The sequence below is a fragment of the Klebsiella sp. GW_Kp182 genome (assembly GCF_040062275.1).
GTDB classification, from domain to species: Bacteria; Pseudomonadota; Gammaproteobacteria; order Enterobacterales; family Enterobacteriaceae; genus Klebsiella; species Klebsiella michiganensis.
Map to the genome: position 1 here is coordinate 1 of NZ_JBEAFQ010000055.1, position 17126 is coordinate 17126.

Below are 17126 nucleotides of genomic sequence, written 5' to 3' on the forward strand. Positions count from 1 at the left end.
ACCCGGGATTTATACATCGACGCGGTTTCTCCCCGGCTCGCGCCGCGCTTAGCAGGGCTACGGGGTTGTGCGGTCTGCGGGCGGTAGCCCGGGTAAGGCGTTTACGCCGCAACCCGGGGATACCCCGGGATTTATACATCGACGCGGTTTCCCCCCGGCTCGCGCCGCGCTTAGCCGGGCTACGGGTGCGGGCTGTAGCCCGGGTAAGGCGTTTACGCCGCAACCCGGGATTTATACATCGACGCGGTTTCTCCCCGGCTCGCGCCGCGCTTAGCAGTGCTACGGGGGGGCGGTCTGCGGGCTGTAGCCCGGGTAAGGCGTTTACGCCGCAACCCGGGGATACCCCGGGGTTTATACATCGGCGTGGTTTCTCCCCGGCTCGCGCTGCTACGGGGGGGCGGTCTGCGGGCTGTGTAGCCCGGGTAAGGCGTTTACGCCGCCAGCCGGGAATACCCCATCTTACGCTTCGTCGTGCTCTTCCCACGCCAGCGCGCGTTTTACCGCTTTCTTCCAGCCGCTGTAGCGATAGTTACGCTCGGTGGTTTCAATCCCGGGACGGAACTCGCGTTCGATGACCGCTTTCTCCTGCAGTTCATCCAGGTTTTGCCAGAAACCGACCGCCAGACCGGCCAGATAGGCTGCGCCCAGCGCGGTGACTTCGCGGACTTCCGGGCGTTCCACGCGGGTGCCGAGAATATCGGACTGGAACTGCATCAGGAAGTTGTTGGCGACCGCGCCGCCGTCAACGCGCAGGGCGTGCAGACGGATCCCGGAGTCAGCCTGCATCGCTTCCAGCACGTCGCGCGTCTGATAGGCAATCGACTCCAGGGTGGCGCGAATAATATGGTTGGAGTTCACGCCGCGGGTCAGGCCGAAGATCGCGCCGCGGGCATACGGGTCCCAGTACGGGGCGCCGAGGCCGGTAAACGCCGGAACGACGTACACGCCGTTGGTATCCTTCACTTTGGTGGCGAAATATTCGGAATCGAACGCGTCGCTAATCAGCTTCATCTCATCGCGCAGCCACTGAATAGAGGCGCCAGCCATAAACACCGCGCCTTCCAGCGCATAGTTCACCTCACCGCGCGGGCCGCAGGCGATAGTCGTCAGCAGGCCGTGCGTTGACGTCACCGCTTTCTCGCCGGTATTCATCAGCATAAAGCAGCCGGTACCGTAGGTGTTTTTCGCCATCCCCTCTTTCACGCACAGCTGGCCGAACAGCGCCGCCTGCTGGTCGCCCGCGATGCCGGCGATCGGAATACGCGTCCCGCCCTTACCGCCGATGTTGGTCTGGCCGTACACTTCGGAAGATTTGCGCACTTCCGGCAGCATGGCGCGCGGGATATCCAGCGCGTCGAGCATTTTGTCGTCCCAGTCCAGCTCGTGGATATTAAACAGCATGGTACGCGAGGCGTTGGTGTAGTCGGTTACGTGAACGCGTCCCTGGGTCATTTTCCAGATAAGCCAGGTGTCTACGGTACCGAACAGCAGCTCGCCGCGTTTAGCGCGTTCGCGCGCGCCTTCGACGTGGTCGAGGATCCACTTCACTTTGGTGCCGGAGAAGTAGGGGTCAACCACCAGGCCGGTGGCCTTGCGGATGTACTCTTCCATGCCGTCGCGCTTGAGCTGTTCACAGATCTCGGCGGTACGACGGCACTGCCAGACGATGGCGTTATAAATCGGCTTTCCGGTTTCGCGCTCCCAGACGATGGCGGTTTCACGCTGGTTGGTGATGCCGATCGCCGCGATTTCATCGGAGCTGATATCGGCTTTTGCCAGCACTTCGACCAGCGTAGAGCTTTGCGATGCCCAGATCTCCATCGGGTCGTGTTCAACCCAGCCTGGACGCGGATAAATTTGTTCGAATTCTCGCTGAGAAACGCTGACGATATTGGCATCGTGATCCATTACCACGGCGCGGGAGCTGGTGGTGCCCTGGTCGAGCGCTACGATATATTTTTTGTCGGTCATAGTATGAGTCCCGTAGTCAGATTACAGCGAAGCTTTGTGTTGCGTCGTAGAGGGGGATGCAGCTTCTTTCTCTTCGACGACGCAGGTGTCGCAAGGCAGGTGGCGGCCAATCAGCTTGCGGTAGCAGAATGCGCCCAGCGCAGCACCGACGATTGGCGCACACAGCGGCACCAGGAAATAAGGAATATCTTTGCCGCCGGTGAAGGCGACGTTGCCCCAGCCTGCCAGCCAGGCGAAGGCTTTCGGTCCGATATCACGCGCCGGGTTCATGGCGAAGCCGGTCAGCGGGCCCATGGATGCGCCGATGACGGCGATCAGCAGACCAATCAGCAGCGGCGCCAGCGGGCCACGCGGTACGCCGTTACCATCGTCGGTCAGCGCCAGAATGACGCCCATCAGGATAGCGGTAATCACCATTTCTACCGCGAAGGCCTGCACAAAATTGATATGCGGATTCGGATAGGTGGAGAAAATGCCTGCCAGCTCGAGACTTTCGACGCTACCGCGCACCATATTGTGGGTATGTTCGAAATCGAAGAAAAGATTGTAATAAAGCCCGTAAACTAAAGCCGCAGCGCAAAAGGCGCCAGCGAATTGCGCAACGATAAAAGGAACAACTTTACGACCGTCAAAGCAGGCGAACAGCCACAGCGCGATGGTGACCGCCGGGTTAAGGTGCGCACCGGAAACCCCTGCGGTCAGGTAAATCGCCATGGCGACGCCCAGACCCCAGATGATGCTGATTTCCCACTGACCGAAGCTGGCTCCCGCGACCTTAAGCGCAGCGACGCACCCAACGCCGAAAAAGATCAACAACCCGGTACCGAGGAACTCTGCGATGCACTGGCCTTTTAGTGTTGATGTTTGGCTCATAATCGAATCCTGAAGCGTAGTGATGATTATTGTATGTGTGAAGGTCGCAGGCGACCACGCTGCCATGTAGGCATAGTGTTAATTTATCGTTAACGAACAAAAACGAGAAATATCGAAATTCAAATGTGTGTACCACGTCAAGAAAATGAGCGTTTTCGCGCCATAAACGCGTGTTCGGCCTTTTGCGGGAGCGTTTCACCGCACATTTTTTTACGTGTTGATTAACAATTACGAAAAAGTACCGGGTAAAAGCGGCGAACGAACCAGGTAAAGGCTGAAAAGTGTTGCAAACCGCAATCTACGCGGGTTGTCGCTGGACAGGGGAGGCGGGGCTTCATACAATCGACTACATCACCACTGTAGTGCGCTAATTTTCGTTAAGGCGTCAACGCGTATACGAAACGGACGGTTTCTATCAACGCCTTGCAAGTTCAGGAGAGGTATGACGATGTCATTAGAAGTGTTTGAGAAATTAGAATCTAAAGTTCAGCAGGCGATTGATACCATCACTCTGTTACAGATGGAAATCGAAGAGCTGAAAGAGAAGAACAACACGCTGGCGCAGGAAGTACAGAGCGCGCAGCACAGCCGTGAAGAGCTTGAGCGTGAAAACGGTCAGCTGAAAGAACAGCAGCAGGGCTGGCAGGATCGTCTGCAGGCGCTGCTGGGCCGCATGGAAGAAGTCTGATGCTTCCCGCCCCCTCCCGTTCGGGAGGGGGTAAACTCTCCCCCGCTCTATATACTCACAAGTTATAGCCAATCTTTTTTTATTCTTTAATCATCAGTCCGCTTTCTGGCACGCTTAATCCATCACAACACTACATAAAGAGAGCGGTGCGATGAATAAGTGGGGCGTGGGGTTAACTCTGTTGCTGGCATCCGCCAGCGTTCTGGCAAAAGACATTCAACTATTAAACGTTTCTTACGATCCAACGCGCGAGCTGTACGAACAGTACAACAAAGCCTTTAGCGCGCACTGGAAACAAGAAACCGGCGACAACGTGGTGATTCGTCAGTCCCACGGCGGCTCCGGCAAACAGGCGACCTCGGTGATCAACGGCATTGAAGCCGACGTGGTGACCCTTGCGCTGGCCTATGACGTCGATGCGATTGCCGAGCGTGGCCGAATCGACAAAAACTGGCTGAAGCGTCTGCCGGATAACTCCGCGCCGTATACCTCAACCATCGTGTTCCTCGTACGCAAAGGCAACCCGAAGCAGATTCACGACTGGAACGACCTGATTAAACCGGGCGTGTCGGTGATTACCCCGAACCCGAAAAGCTCAGGCGGCGCGCGCTGGAACTATCTGGCGGCATGGGGCTACGCCCTGCACCAGAACAATGGCGACCAGGCGAAGGCGCAAGAGTTCGTAAAAGCGCTGTTTAAGAACGTCGAAGTGCTGGATTCCGGTGCCCGTGGCGCGACCAACACCTTCGTGGAACGTGGGATCGGCGATGTGCTGATTGCCTGGGAAAACGAAGCCCTGCTGGCGACCAACGAACTGGGTAAAGACAAATTTGAGATCGTGACCCCGAGCGAATCGATTCTCGCCGAGCCGACGGTTTCCGTGGTGGATAAAGTGGTCGACAAGAAGGGCACTCGCCAAGTGGCGGAAGCGTATCTGAAGTACCTCTACTCGCCGGAAGGCCAGGAGATTGCGGCGAAGAACTTCTATCGTCCGCGCGATCCTGAGATAGCGAAAAAATACGCGAATGAGTTCCCGAAACTGAAGCTGTTCACCATCGATGACGTGTTTGGCGGCTGGACGAAAGCGCAGAAAGAGCACTTTTCCAACGGCGGCACCTTCGACCAGATCAACCAGCGTTAAATAGCCTCTCCTTATCCCCGCTTGCGCTGCGCTTAGCGGGGATACAACTCTTGTCGCCCGGACAGGCGTAAGCCGCGACCCGGGGTTGAGAAGTCTGGTAGCGCCGCCTCCGGGAAAACACACCGAACCTCTTCCTGTTTTCATTTGGTCATCAAACTGCGTTACTCTTCCGTTTCTGGCTGAGACAGGAAAAAATAATGCGAAGAGTACGATACCTTTTATTAGCGCTGCTGGTGGTCGTTGTGGCGGCGATGGCCGGCGGCTACTACTGGCTTCATTCCGGCAACCCTGATGCGTTGCGCAAAATTGTTCTGCAACAGTGCGTCCCCAATCAACAGCAGCACCAGAATCCCGCGCCCTGTGCGGAAGTGAACCTCAAGGGCGGCTATGTGCTGTTTAAAGACCGCAATGGCCCGCTGCAGTATCTGCTGATGCCGACTTACCGTATTAACGGCACCGAAAGTCCGCTGCTGCTTAATCCCCTGACGCCGAACTTCTTCTGGCAGGCCTGGCAGGGGCGCGAAATCATGAGCCAGCATCGTGGTTCCGCCGTATCGGATGACGCGGTCTCCTTGACCATCAACTCGCGCAGCGGACGCACGCAAAATCATTTCCATATCCATATCTCCTGCCTGCGTCCCGATGTCCGTACCCAGCTGGACAAGGACGCGCCAGCTATCAGCAGCCGTTGGTTGCCGCTGCCCGGTGGACTACTGGGCCACGAATATCTGGCGCGTCGGGTCACCGAAACGGAGCTGGCGCAGCGCAGTCCGTTCCTGATGCTGGCCGAAGAGGTGCCGGAAGCGCGTGAACATATGGGCCGTTTTGCGCTGGCGATGGCAAAGCAGAGCGATGGCTCGCTGGTGCTGCTGGCGACCGAGCGTAACCTGCTAACGCTTAATCGCGCATCGGCGGAAGAGATTCAGGATCACAGCTGTGCAATCCTGCAATAACCCCACCATATCTGGCGTTTACCTGTCTTATCGTCCGTCGTATTCTTGCTGAAAAAAACGACAGGAGACAGGTATGTCGCTCTGGTTGTCCCACCCTCTTTTCCTTCCTTCTATCATTGTCGGCATCACTATTCTCCTCTGGGCGACTTCGCTACTGCCGGAGTTTATGACCGCACTGCTGTTTTTTGCCGCAGCGATGATCGCCAAAATCGCGCCGCCGGAGGTCATTTTCGGCGGCTTTGCCTCATCGGCGTTCTGGCTGGTGTTCAGCGGATTTGTGCTGGGGATCGCCATACGCAAAACCGGGCTGGCGGACAGGGCGGCCCGGTCGCTCTCGTCGCGGCTGACCGACTCCTGGCCGCTGATGGTCGGCAGCGTGGTGCTGCTCAGCTATGCGCTGGCGTTTGTGATGCCGTCCAATATGGGGCGTATCGCGCTGCTGATGCCGATTGTGGCGGCAATGGCCAGGCGTGCCGGCATTGAAGAGGGGACGCGCCCGTGGTTTGGCCTGGCGCTGGCGGTGGGGTTCGGGACCTTCCAGCTGTCTGCCACCATCCTGCCCGCCAACGTCCCGAATCTGGTGATGAGCGGTGCGGCGGAGGGATCGTATGGTATCCATTTGAATTATCTTCCCTATTTACTGCTGCATACGCCGGTGCTCGGCTGGCTCAAAGGGGCTGTGCTGATCGCCCTGATATGCTGGCTGTTTCCCGGAAAACCGCACCCGCCGCGTGACATGACGCCGCTGCCGCCGATGAGCCGCGATGAGAAGCGCCTGGCGTGGCTGCTGGTGGTAGTGCTAACGCTCTGGGTGACGGAGAGCTGGCACGGCGTGGGGCCGGCCTGGACGGGGTTGGCGGCGGCGGTGATAACGCTGCTGCCGCGGGTCGGTTTTATCAGCGGCGAGGAGTTTTCCAGCGGCGTGAATATCCGCACCTGTATTTACGTCGCCGGGATTTTGGGGCTGGCTATCACCGTGACGCAAACCGGTATCGGCGGCGTGGTGGGAAATGCCCTGCTGCAGATTATGCCGCTGGATAAAGAGAGTCCGTTCACCAGCTTTCTCGCATTGACCGGCATTACCAGCGCGCTGAACTTTATCATGACGGCTAACGGCGTACCGGCGCTGTATACCACTTTCGCACAGAGCTTCTCCGATGCGACCGGCTTCCCGCTGCTGAGCGTGATTATGATTCAGGTGCTGGGGTACTCCACGCCGCTGCTGCCGTATCAGGCATCACCGATTGTGGTGGCAATGGGGCTGGGGAAAGTGCCTGCAAGGGCGGGAATGCTGCTGTGTATTGCGCTGGCGGCGGTAAGCTATTTGATTCTGCTGCCGCTGGACTACCTGTGGTATCAGGCGTTGGGGAAACTGTAGACTGCATCGCTCGGGAATTATCCCGGAGGGCAACCGGGCGATAACCCCGGTTGCAAAGCGCGACCGGGGAAAGGCCTTAAAGCGAATTACGCTTTTTTCGCGGCTTCTGCTGCTTTAACGATCACCGCGAAAGCGTCAGCTTTCAGGGATGCGCCGCCAACCAGCGCGCCGTCGATGTCCGGCTGGGTGAACAGCTCTGCTGCGTTGCCCGCGTTAACGGAACCGCCGTACTGGATGATCACTTGTTCAGCCACTTTCGCATCAGCTTTAGCGATGTGGTCGCGAATGAATTTGTGCACCGCCTGAGCCTGAGCCGGGGTAGCGGATTTGCCGGTACCGATCGCCCATACCGGTTCGTAAGCGATAACCGCGCCTTCGAACGCCGCCGCGCCCTGGGTTTTCAGAACGGCGTCGATCTGACGCGCGCACACTTCTTCGGTTTTGCCCGCTTCGTTTTCCGCTTCGGTTTCACCGATGCACAGAACCGGGATCAGACCCTGCTCTTTCAGTACCGCGAATTTCTTAGCGATAAACTCGTCGGACTCTTTGTGGTAGGTACGACGCTCGGAGTGGCCGATGATGATGTATTCAGCGCCGATGTCTTTCAGCATTTCGGCAGAGGTTTCGCCAGTGAACGCGCCGGACAGGTTCAGGTCAACGTTCTGCGCGCCCAGGTGAATGTGGCTGCCCGCAGCGGCTTGTTTAGCCAGGTCGATGTACATCTCAGGCGGAGCAATGGCAACTGCACAGCCGGTTACGCCAGCCAGTTCGGTACGCAGGTTCGCGACCAGTTCGTTTACCATGTGGCGGCTGCCGTTCAGTTTCCAGTTACCCATCACTAAAGGATGTCGCATTTTTATTCTCCACGCTTTAAAGCGAATTAAGGAATATAGCCGCCCCCGCGGGCAGCATGGTCTGTGAAACAGTATAGAGATTCATCACTGGAAAGGCTTTGCTTTTTGTCATTTATTGTTGTTTTCCAGCGTTTCAGATAGCGCCAGCTTAATCGGTTCAACAGCGAAGGTCAGCCCCTTTTCGCCGTTGTCCGCCACCACATAGCGCACAGCACCTTCCGTTTCGGAGAAGTAACGTTTGCCTTTTCCGGCGGTCAGCAGTTTCTGCAGCTTCTGCTGGCTTTGCGTCAGGCTGAGCGTGGGCACGAACGCGCGCATCACGGCGCTCATATACTCCTGGGCTCTCGCTTTCGCCGCTTTCTGCTGCGGCCCCTGAATCGGCAGCCAGGTGATCTGCATCGATTTAATTTTGAGCGTGCCGCGTTCAAGCGCGGTCGACGCGTAGAGGTTCTCATTGATCTTCGTGGCGGCGCGGGTCAGGTTTGCCTGGTCTTTGCTGGCGGCGACGGCGCGAAATTCATTGAGCGATAGCTTCGGGTTATCGTTGTTGAATTTTTCCCGAAACTCGCTGATGGAAATATCAAAGGCCGGCGCGCCGGAGAGAAGATAGGGCGCCGTAGCGCTGGCGTCTGACTCGGCGGACAACGCTTTTTGGCCGACGGATAATGCCGCCAGCCCAATTAAACATAAGGTTGCCCACTTCTTCATGCCCATCTTCCCTTTTTTTATCTGCTGACGATTAAAACGAGAACCGTCACGCTTGTCAAAAAGTCACGCCTTCAGGGTAAACTACGTCGGTGATGATGATAAGGAATAAAACATGACCCTACAGCAGTGGCTATTCTCAATTAAAGGGCGGATTGGACGTCGCGACTTCTGGATCTGGATCGCTATCTGGATAATGACCATGAGCGCGCTGTTCACGCTGGCCGGTAGTAACCTTCTCAATTTACAGACGGCGGCTTTTATTCTGGTGTGCCTGCTGTGGCCGACGGCGGCGGTGACCATTAAACGCCTGCACGATCGGGGTAAATCCGGGCTCTGGGCGCTGCTGATGATTCTGGCGTGGATGCTGCTGGCGGGCAACTGGTCGATGCTGCCTGGGGTCTGGCAGTGGGGCGTCGGGCGGTTTATACCGACGCTGATTATCGTCATGATGCTGATCGACCTGGGCGCGTTTGTCGGTACCCAGGGCGCGAATAAGTTTGGTAAAGAGACGCTGGATGTGCGCTGGAAAGCGGAATCCTGATTACCAGTAGTGTTCGGCGGTCATATGACCCGGCCGGCGACGCAGGTGCTTGCTCATCTGCCGGGTCTCTTTCAGCAGCTGCTGGGTGTCGCGCACCATCTGCGGGTTACCGCACAGCATGACGTGACTGCTCTCAGCGTTCATCGGCAGGCCGACGGCCTCTTCCAGCGCGCCGGTTTCAATCAGGAACGGGATACGTCCCGTGAGCATGCCCGGCGCGGTTTCCCGGCTCACGACAGACTGGATGCGCAGTTTGCCCGCATAGCGCGCTTCCAGCGCCTGCATCTGCGGCAGATAGCTGAGGTCGGCGGCATAGCGCGCGGCGTGCACCAGTACCAGGTTTTTAAAGCGATCCAGGTCCTTCCCTTCTTCCAGAATCGACAGGTACGGGCCAATCGCCGTGCCAGTGGCGAGCATCCATAGGGTGTCGCAATCCGGCACCTCTTCCAGCACGAAGAAACCGGCGGCTTCGCTGACCACCTGGACTTCATCGCCCGGCTTCAGTGCCGCCAGCCGCGGGCTGAGCTTGCCCTCCGGAACCGTCACCAGATAGAACTCAAGATCGGGGTTGCTGGGGGCGTTGACGTAGGAATAGGCGCGCTGCACGCGTTCTCCGTCTACGTCCAGCCCCAGTTTGGCAAACTGCCCAGCGGTGAAGGGCGCAACCGGCGCGTGAACGGTGAGGCTAAACAGTGCATCAGTCCAGTTCTGTACTTTTACCACTTTGCCCGTAACCCAGTTTGCCATAGCGACTCTCCTCTCAATCCTGTTAACGTATCTTCACCGCGACGAGAGCAGATTTCCAGCCCGAAAAGGCTGGAAAGCTCTATTGATCAAATGTTTTTACAGGATGTGCAGCTGAATATCCGGGTCTTTGCGATCGAGATAATGAATTGATTGAATACGGCGGATGGTGCGTGATTTACCGCGGATCAGCAGGGTTTCGGTGGTGGCCATATTGCCTTTACGGGTGATACCGTCCAGCAGATCGCCCTTGGTGATGCCGGTTGCCGAGAAAACCACGTTGTCGCTGCGCGCCATATCGTCCAGGCGCAGCACTTTGCCAGCTTCAATGCCCATCGCCTGACAGCGTGCCAGCTCGTTTTCGCCGATGCGGCGATTCTCTTCGCTGTCGCCCTTCACGTGGTGACGCGCCAGCAGACGGCCGTTCATATCGCCGTCCAGCGCGCGGATCACCGCAGCGGAAACGACGCCTTCCGGCGCGCCGCCGATACCGTACATGACGTCAACTTCGCTGTCCGGCATGCAGGTCAGAATAGAAGCGGCAACGTCGCCGTCGGGGATGGCGAACACGCGCACGCCCAGCTTTTGCAGCTCAACAATGACGTCGTCATGGCGCGGCTTGGCTAAGATGGTGACCGTTAATTCACTCAGCGGCTTATTCAGCGCGCGGGCGATATTATGCAGGTTCTCCGCCAGCGGCAGGTTCAGATCGATGGTGCCCTTCGCTCCCGGGCCGACAATCAGCTTTTCCATGTACATATCTGGCGCATTCAGGAAACAGCCCTTATCGCCTACCGCCATGACCGCCAGCGCGTTCGCCTGGCCCATCGCCGTCATGCGGGTGCCTTCGATGGGATCGACGGCGATATCTACCGCATCGCCGTGGCCGGTACCGACGCGCTCGCCGATGTACAGCATCGGCGCTTCGTCGATTTCGCCTTCGCCAATCACGATAGTGCCGTCGATGTTGATCAGGTTGAGCATAATGCGCATGGCGTTGACGGCGGCGCCGTCGGCGGTGTTTTTATCACCGCGGCCTAACCATTTGTAGCCTGCCAGCGCGGCGGCTTCGGTGACGCGCGAAAATTCGATGGCCAGTTCTCGTTTCATAATCCACTCATCTGAATAAAAATTATGCGCAGCGTGGCGAGATGACGTTCGCGCTACGCGTTGGAATAGCGTTCGGTTTCCGGCATCCAGCGCTCAATCAGGGCCTGGGCCTGCTGGGGATAGCGTTCGTGAATATGGCGGGCGATGCGCTGAACTTCCGGGATCATGGCCTGATCGCGCAATAAGTCCGCGACTTTAAATTCAGCGTTACCGGTCTGACGGGTGCCGAGCAGCTCGCCGGGACCGCGAATTTCCAGGTCTTTTTGGGCGATGACGAAACCGTCATTGCTATCGCGCAGAACCTGCAGGCGCTTCTGGGCGGTTTTTGACAGCGGCGATTTATAGAGCAGCACGCAGTGGGAAGCTACCGCACCGCGCCCGACGCGCCCTCGGAGCTGGTGCAGCTGCGCCAGCCCCAGACGCTCCGGGTTTTCGATGATCATCAGGCTGGAGTTGGGCACGTCCACGCCGACTTCGATCACCGTAGTGGCGACCAGCAGATGCAACTCGCCCTGCTTGAACGCGCTCATTACCGCCTGCTTCTCGGCGGATTTCATACGCCCGTGTACCAGGCCGATATTCAGCTCCGGCAGGGCGAGCTTCAGCTCTTCCCAGGTGGCTTCCGCCGCCTGAGCTTCCAGCAGATCCGACTCTTCAATCAGCGTACAAACCCAGTAGGCCTGGCGGCCTTCGTGAGTGCAGGCGTGACGAACGCGGTCAATAATATCGCTGCGTCGCGTATCCGGAATGGCCACCGTCGTAACCGGCGTTCGGCCCGGCGGCAGTTCATCGATGACCGAGGTGTCGAGGTCGGCATACGCGGTCATCGCCAGGGTACGCGGAATCGGCGTGGCGGTCATAATCAGCTGGTGCGGGTGAAATCCCTGCTGTTGCCCTTTCTCCCACAGCGCCAGCCGCTGATGGACGCCAAAACGGTGCTGCTCGTCGATAATCACCAACGCGAGGCCGTTAAACTGGACCTGCTCCTGAAAGATGGCGTGGGTGCCGACAATCATCTGCACCTGTCCGCTGGCGATAGCCTCCTGCTGCGCCAGGCGCGCTTTTCCTTTTTGCTTCCCGGCCAGCCAGCCCACTTCAATGCCCAGCGGTTCGAACCAGCTGCGGAAGTTATTGGCGTGCTGTTCAGCCAGCAGCTCGGTCGGCGCCATCAGCGCTACCTGTTTGCCGTGGGCGATGGCGCGCAGGGCGGCAAGCGCGGCGACCAGGGTTTTACCGGAGCCCACGTCCCCCTGCACCAGACGCATCATCGGCACGTCCAGCGCCATATCGCGTTCGATTTCAGCCGTGACGCGCGCCTGCGCGCCGGTCGGCGTAAAGGGGAGGGAGGCCAGCAGCTTATCTTTTAGCGTGTCGTTAGCGCTGAGCGCGAGGGCGTGGTAGCGCTGGGCGCCTGCCCGCAGCGCCAGCATGCTGAGGTTATGCGCCAGCAGCTCTTCCAGGATTAAGCGCCGCTGAGCCGGATGTTTGCCGCTTTCCAGCTCGCTAAGCTGTAACGTGGGCGGCGGGCGATGTAGCGTGCGCAAGGCGTCCGGCAGGCTCATCATCCCCTGCGCCAGCTCAGGCGGCAGCAGCTCGGCGATCGCGCAGGTTTCAAGCAGCTCCAGCGCCTGGTCGGTGAGCTTGCGCAGCGTAGCCTGCTTGATGCCTTCGGTGGTGGGATATACCGGGGTCAGCGTTTCCTGTAAATCAGGGGTACTCATATCGCCCTGAACCCGATATTCCGGATGGATCATCTCCGCCCCGTGCTTACCGCGCTTCGCCTCACCGTAGGCCAGCACGCGGCGCCCGGTTGCCAGGCTATTTTTCATCGCCGCGCTGAAGTTAAAAAAGCGCATAGTGAGGATGCCGGAGCCGTCGCTTATCTGGCAGGTCATCATCCGGCGGCCGCCGAAAGTGATGTTGCAGTTGAGGACTTCGCCTTCAACGGTGGCGTAAACGCCGGGCAGCAGTTCGCCGATGTGATACAGATGGGTGCGGTCTTCGTAGCGCAGCGGCAGGTGCAGAAGCAGATCCTGTACCGTATGCAGGCCGATTTTTGCCAGCTTACTGCTCTGGGCCGCGCCAACGCCCGTCAGGGAATTGAGCGGCACCGCATCCAGCAGACGGCCCTGCATGATTACTTCGCCGCCTGCATGGTGGCCCACCACGCGGCATCGGCTTCGACTTCGCCCTGCTCGTTGACGTGGGGGTAGGGAAGTCCCTTGCGTTTAGCGACCTTCGCCAGCACCGGATAGCCGCCTTCAAACAGCAGGCGCTGCTGGTCTTCTTCCGGCAGCATACTGTTCTCGCGCCGGTACATGCCGGCGTTCTGCCGCTGGCGCTGGGCTTCGTAGAGGATAAGCGCTGAGGCGACGGAAACGTTCAGCGACTGCACCATGCCAATCATCGGAATGATGATGTCCTGGTCTGCCAGGTCTAACGCTTCCTGCGTAATGCCGGTTTTCTCCTGCCCCATCAGGATACAGGTGGGACGGGTATAGTCGATTTCACGGAAATCGACGGCGTTATCAGAGAGATGGGTCGCCAGGATCTGCATGCCCTGGCCTTTTAAATGCGTGACGGCCTCGCCAATAGTACGGTGGGTTTTGACCTGCACCCAGCTATTGCTGCCGGCGGCCGCGGAGGCCATGGTACGCATACGGCTACCGGGCCAGATGGCGTGCACTTCATGCACGCCAACGGCGTCTGCGGTACGAATGACCGCAGAGACGTTATGAGGCTTATGGACCTGCTCCATGCAGACTGTCAGGTCAGGCTGGCGCCTGGCGAGCATCTCGCAGATACGCGCATAACGCTGTAAATTCATGATACTTCCATCCTTCGAATGACTCTTTAATCGCTGCGGATTACGCGGCCCATTCCTGGGCCTTGCCCCTTACCGGGCCGCTGTAAGCAGCGTTCAAATCTGCTCCCGGCAGATTTGTCATTCGCTTGCCGCCTTGACGCAATTCGAATGATTTTGTGGAAGAGCTAGTTTCGGTTACGGGTGACTTTTATTACATCCGGCATGACGCGAATTTTGCGCATGATATTCGCCAGATGCACGCGGTCGCGCGCGGTAAGGCGAATAAAGGCGCTGTAAACGCGGCCATCTTTCTCTTCCGTATTCAGGCTTTGAATATTAGAAGAAGCGGTGTTGATCGCCGCGGTAAGATTCGCCAGGGCACCCTGATGGTTGAACATATCCACCTTGATTTCGGTGATAAATTCCTGCGCCGTCTCTTTGTCCCACTCGACCGCCATAAATTTCTCCGGCTCTTTCTGATAGCCGCGAATGTTACGACAGGACTCATGGTGAATAACCAGGCCTTTGCCCGGGCTGACGTGCGCGATAATCGGGTCACCGGGGATCGGACGGCAGCATTTGGCGAAGGTGATCAGCACGCCATCCGCGCCTTTAATCGGCAGATGATTATGGCCGACAGGCGCTGGCTGTACAGGCACGGCGGTGGTTTCACCCTGCTGCAGGTTTTTTGCTACCACGACGCTCATGGCGTTGCCGAGGCCGATTTCGGCCAGCAGATCGTCAAGCGTGGTCAGCTTCATGCGCTCAAGTTCACGCTGAATGTTCTCTGGCGGGATCTCGGCCAGCTTGCGGCTACCGCCGAGGGCGTGATTGAGCAGGCGGCGCCCGAGGCTTACGGAGTCGTCGCGCTTAAGGTTTTTCAGCAGCTGGCGAATTTTTGCGCGCGCTTTCGAACTGACGACAAAGTTCAGCCACGCGGCGTTCGGACGTGCGCCCGGCGCGGTGATGATTTCCACCGTCTGGCCGCTGGAGAGCGACTGCGACAGCGGATACGGCTGGCGGTCGACGCGGGCGCCGACGCAGGCATGGCCGATGTCGGTATGCACCGCGTAGGCGAAATCCACCGGCGTCGCGCCAGCGGGCAGTTCGACAATGCGCCCTTCCGGGGTGAAAACGTAAATCTCATCCGGGAACAGATCGGATTTCACGCTCTCAATAAATTCAAATGAACTACCGGCGCTCTGCTGGAGCTCCAGCAGGCTCTGCATCCAGCGCTGGGCGCGGATTTGTGCCGTGGTGCTGCTTTCGCCGCCGTGCTCTTTATAAGCCCAGTGCGCCGCCACCCCCATTTCCGCCATCTGGTCCATGTCTTCGGTACGAATTTGTACCTCAACCGGGACGCCGTGCGGGCCGATCATCGAGGTGTGCAAAGATTGATAGCCGTTCGCCTTTGGAATGGCAATATAGTCTTTGACGCGACCCGGACGCGGCTTATAAAGGCTGTGCATCTGGCCAAGTACGCGGTAGCAGGTGTCGGAATCATGGACAATCACGCGGAAAGCGTAGATATCCATAATCGAGTGAAAGCGCTGCTCTTTGAGCACCATCTTGCAGTAGATGGAGTACAAATGCTTTTCGCGACCGCTAACGCGACAGGGAATTCCCGCTTCCTGCAAACGCCCTTCGATTTCGGAGAGGATCTTTTGAATCATCTCTTTACGGTTGCCGCGCGCCGCTTTAACCACCTCTTTAATGACGCGGTAGCGGTTAGGATACAGCGCCTCAAAGCCCAGCTCTTCGAGCTCGGTTTTGATGTGATGGATACCTAAACGGTGCGCCAGAGGGCTGTAGATTTCCAGCGTTTCGCGGGCGATGCGGCGGCGCTTGTCCGGGCGCAATGAGCCCAGCGTGCGCATGTTATGGGTGCGGTCAGCGAGCTTGATAAGGATGACGCGGATATCCTGCACCATCGCCATAATCATTTTGCGAAAGTTTTCAGCCTGGGCCTCTTTCTTGTCGCGAAACTTAAGCTTATCAAGTTTTGACACCCCCTCTACCAGTTCAGCAACGCTTTTACCGAAAAGCTGCTCCATGTCCTGGTAGGTGGCGGGGGTATCTTCTATCACGTCGTGCAGCAGAGCGGCCATTAGCGTTTCATGGTCGAGTTTCATCTCGGCCAGGATACAGGCTACCGCTACCGGGTGCGTGATATAGGGTTCACCGCTTGAACGTGTCTGGCCCTCGTGAGCGTCACGTGCAACGAGATAAGCCTGCCGAAGACGTTTAATTTGCTCTTCGGGCAGGTAGTTTTGAATCAGCTGATTCAGGCTTTCAAACAGATACAAGGGCGACCCGCAGTGTGATTAACGACGACCTTCAGCAATAGCGGTAACGGCTTGTAATTCAGCGGCTTCCTGCTCTTGCTGTTCCTGGCGCTCACGAACGTCGAGGATCTTGTTGTTGATCAGACCTTCTTCGATTTCGCGCAGTGCGATAACGGTAGTTTTATCGTTTTCTTCCGGTACCAGCGGATCCTTTCCGCCTACCTGCATCTGACGAGCGCGACGCGCGGCGACCAGTACCAGGTCAAAACGGTTACCAATTTTCTCTACAGCGTCCTGAACAGTTACGCGTGCCATACTTAAAATGCTCCACAGGTGAAGAAATGACTGGGCATAATACTGAATGTGGGTTCAGTCTGCCAACAGTTTGGTGATTAAAGCGCCATGTCGCTGCTTTTGGCGGCTCATGCGCAGACGTTCGGCGCGAATAATAATTTTCAGATCGCTCAGCGCGGTATCAAAATCATCATTCACAATCAGGTAATCATACTCCGCGTAATGGCTCATTTCTGCAACTGCCTGTGCCATACGTTTTGCGATAACCTCTTCGCTGTCCTGACCGCGGCCGCGCAGGCGACGATCAAGCTCATCTTTTGACGGCGGCAGGATAAAAATGCTGCGCGCGCCGGGCATTCTGTTGCGGATTTGCTGCGCGCCCTGCCAGTCGATATCAAGGAAGACGTCGACGCCGGTCGCCAGTACCTGCTCGATAGCTTCGCGCGAGGTGCCGTAATAGTTGCCAAAGACTTCTGCATGTTCAAGAAAAGCGTCTCTGCCAATCATCGTCCTGAATTCGTCGTGATTCACAAAGAAATAGTGTTCACCGTGCACTTCACCCGGGCGCGGAGCGCGCGTGGTATGCGAAACAGAAACCTGAGAGTCGTACAACGGTTGGGTTTTTAATAAAGCCTGAATCAGGCTGGATTTACCCGCGCCGCTAGGGGCGGAAACAATATAAAGCGTGCCTTGAGCCATGAGTGTCTTTTGTATGTGGTGGTCGAAATAGAGCTTACATACGAGCCTATTATACACGGCGGCACCGCGTGACGCAGTCCC

The 17126-nt window shown here is 57.8% G+C and carries 16 protein-coding genes; 5 read left to right on the forward strand and 11 right to left on the reverse strand.

The window, feature by feature from the left end; all coding sequences use genetic code 11:
* Positions 1-459: 459 nt before the first annotated feature.
* Together glpK and ABLU88_RS23295 are read right to left on the reverse strand one after the other, a co-directional pair.
* Complete coding sequence (glpK, locus tag ABLU88_RS23290) at positions 460-1971, reverse strand: glycerol kinase GlpK (RefSeq protein WP_004126722.1); 1512 nt, start codon at positions 1969-1971, stop codon at positions 460-462.
* A 21-nt stretch (positions 1972-1992) separates the two neighbouring features.
* Complete coding sequence (locus ABLU88_RS23295; protein WP_004855525.1) at positions 1993-2844, reverse strand: MIP/aquaporin family protein; 852 nt, start codon at positions 2842-2844, stop codon at positions 1993-1995.
* A 442-nt stretch (positions 2845-3286) separates the two neighbouring features.
* Between ABLU88_RS23295 and zapB the strand changes: the two genes are divergently transcribed.
* The 4 genes from zapB to ABLU88_RS23315 all read left to right on the forward strand — a co-directional run bounded on the left by zapB (position 3287) and on the right by ABLU88_RS23315 (position 7004).
* Complete coding sequence (gene zapB / locus ABLU88_RS23300) at positions 3287-3532, forward strand: septal ring assembly protein ZapB (RefSeq protein WP_009652751.1); 246 nt, start codon at positions 3287-3289, stop codon at positions 3530-3532.
* A 151-nt stretch (positions 3533-3683) separates the two neighbouring features.
* Positions 3684-4673, forward strand: coding sequence for a sulfate ABC transporter substrate-binding protein (locus ABLU88_RS23305; protein ID WP_004126718.1), 990 nt, complete (start codon positions 3684-3686; stop codon positions 4671-4673).
* A gap of 197 nt (positions 4674-4870) precedes the next feature.
* Positions 4871-5626: a CDP-diacylglycerol diphosphatase gene (locus ABLU88_RS23310; RefSeq protein ID WP_009652756.1), complete on the forward strand. Its 756-nt coding sequence runs from the start codon at positions 4871-4873 to the stop codon at positions 5624-5626.
* A gap of 73 nt (positions 5627-5699) precedes the next feature.
* Positions 5700-7004: an SLC13 family permease gene (locus tag ABLU88_RS23315; protein WP_014227261.1), complete on the forward strand. Its 1305-nt coding sequence runs from the start codon at positions 5700-5702 to the stop codon at positions 7002-7004.
* 86 nt (positions 7005-7090) lie between these two features.
* Here the strand turns inward: ABLU88_RS23315 and tpiA are convergent, their stop codons facing one another.
* Positions 7091-7858 (reverse strand): triose-phosphate isomerase, encoded by a 768-nt coding sequence (gene tpiA, locus ABLU88_RS23320; RefSeq protein WP_004106939.1) that lies wholly within the window; start codon positions 7856-7858, stop codon positions 7091-7093.
* Positions 7859-7966: 108 nt separating this feature from the next.
* Positions 7967-8566 carry a DUF1454 family protein gene (locus ABLU88_RS23325; RefSeq protein WP_004855520.1) on the reverse strand — a complete coding sequence of 200 codons (600 nt, stop codon included), beginning with the start codon at positions 8564-8566 and terminating at the stop codon, positions 7967-7969.
* A 112-nt stretch (positions 8567-8678) separates the two neighbouring features.
* Here ABLU88_RS23325 and ABLU88_RS23330 point away from each other — a divergent pair, with 112 nt between their 5' ends.
* On the forward strand, positions 8679-9107 hold the full coding sequence (locus tag ABLU88_RS23330; protein ID WP_004126694.1) for a DUF805 domain-containing protein: 429 nt from the start codon (positions 8679-8681) through the stop codon (positions 9105-9107).
* Here the strand turns inward: ABLU88_RS23330 and fpr are convergent, their stop codons facing one another.
* The 7 genes from fpr to gmk form a co-directional block, all read right to left on the reverse strand.
* Positions 9108-9854, reverse strand: a complete 747-nt coding sequence (fpr, locus tag ABLU88_RS23335; RefSeq protein WP_014227260.1) for a ferredoxin--NADP(+) reductase — start codon at positions 9852-9854, stop codon at positions 9108-9110.
* A 96-nt stretch (positions 9855-9950) separates the two neighbouring features.
* On the reverse strand, positions 9951-10961 hold the full coding sequence (glpX, locus tag ABLU88_RS23340) for a class II fructose-bisphosphatase (RefSeq protein WP_014227259.1): 1011 nt from the start codon (positions 10959-10961) through the stop codon (positions 9951-9953).
* 53 nt (positions 10962-11014) lie between these two features.
* The gene (gene recG, locus ABLU88_RS23345) at positions 11015-13096 is read right to left on the reverse strand and encodes an ATP-dependent DNA helicase RecG (protein ID WP_064357634.1); all 2082 of its coding nucleotides are present in this window, start codon (positions 13094-13096) and stop codon (positions 11015-11017) included.
* A 2-nt stretch (positions 13097-13098) separates the two neighbouring features.
* Complete coding sequence (gene trmH / locus ABLU88_RS23350; RefSeq protein ID WP_004855515.1) at positions 13099-13788, reverse strand: tRNA (guanosine(18)-2'-O)-methyltransferase TrmH; 690 nt, start codon at positions 13786-13788, stop codon at positions 13099-13101.
* 164 nt (positions 13789-13952) lie between these two features.
* Complete coding sequence (gene spoT, locus ABLU88_RS23355; protein WP_004855514.1) at positions 13953-16073, reverse strand: bifunctional GTP diphosphokinase/guanosine-3',5'-bis pyrophosphate 3'-pyrophosphohydrolase; 2121 nt, start codon at positions 16071-16073, stop codon at positions 13953-13955.
* Between the two features lie 18 nt (positions 16074-16091).
* Positions 16092-16367, reverse strand: a complete 276-nt coding sequence (gene rpoZ, locus ABLU88_RS23360) for a DNA-directed RNA polymerase subunit omega (protein WP_004106927.1) — start codon at positions 16365-16367, stop codon at positions 16092-16094.
* Positions 16368-16421: 54 nt separating this feature from the next.
* Positions 16422-17045 carry a guanylate kinase gene (gene gmk / locus ABLU88_RS23365; protein WP_004126677.1) on the reverse strand — a complete coding sequence of 208 codons (624 nt, stop codon included), beginning with the start codon at positions 17043-17045 and terminating at the stop codon, positions 16422-16424.
* Positions 17046-17126: the final 81 nt, after the last annotated feature.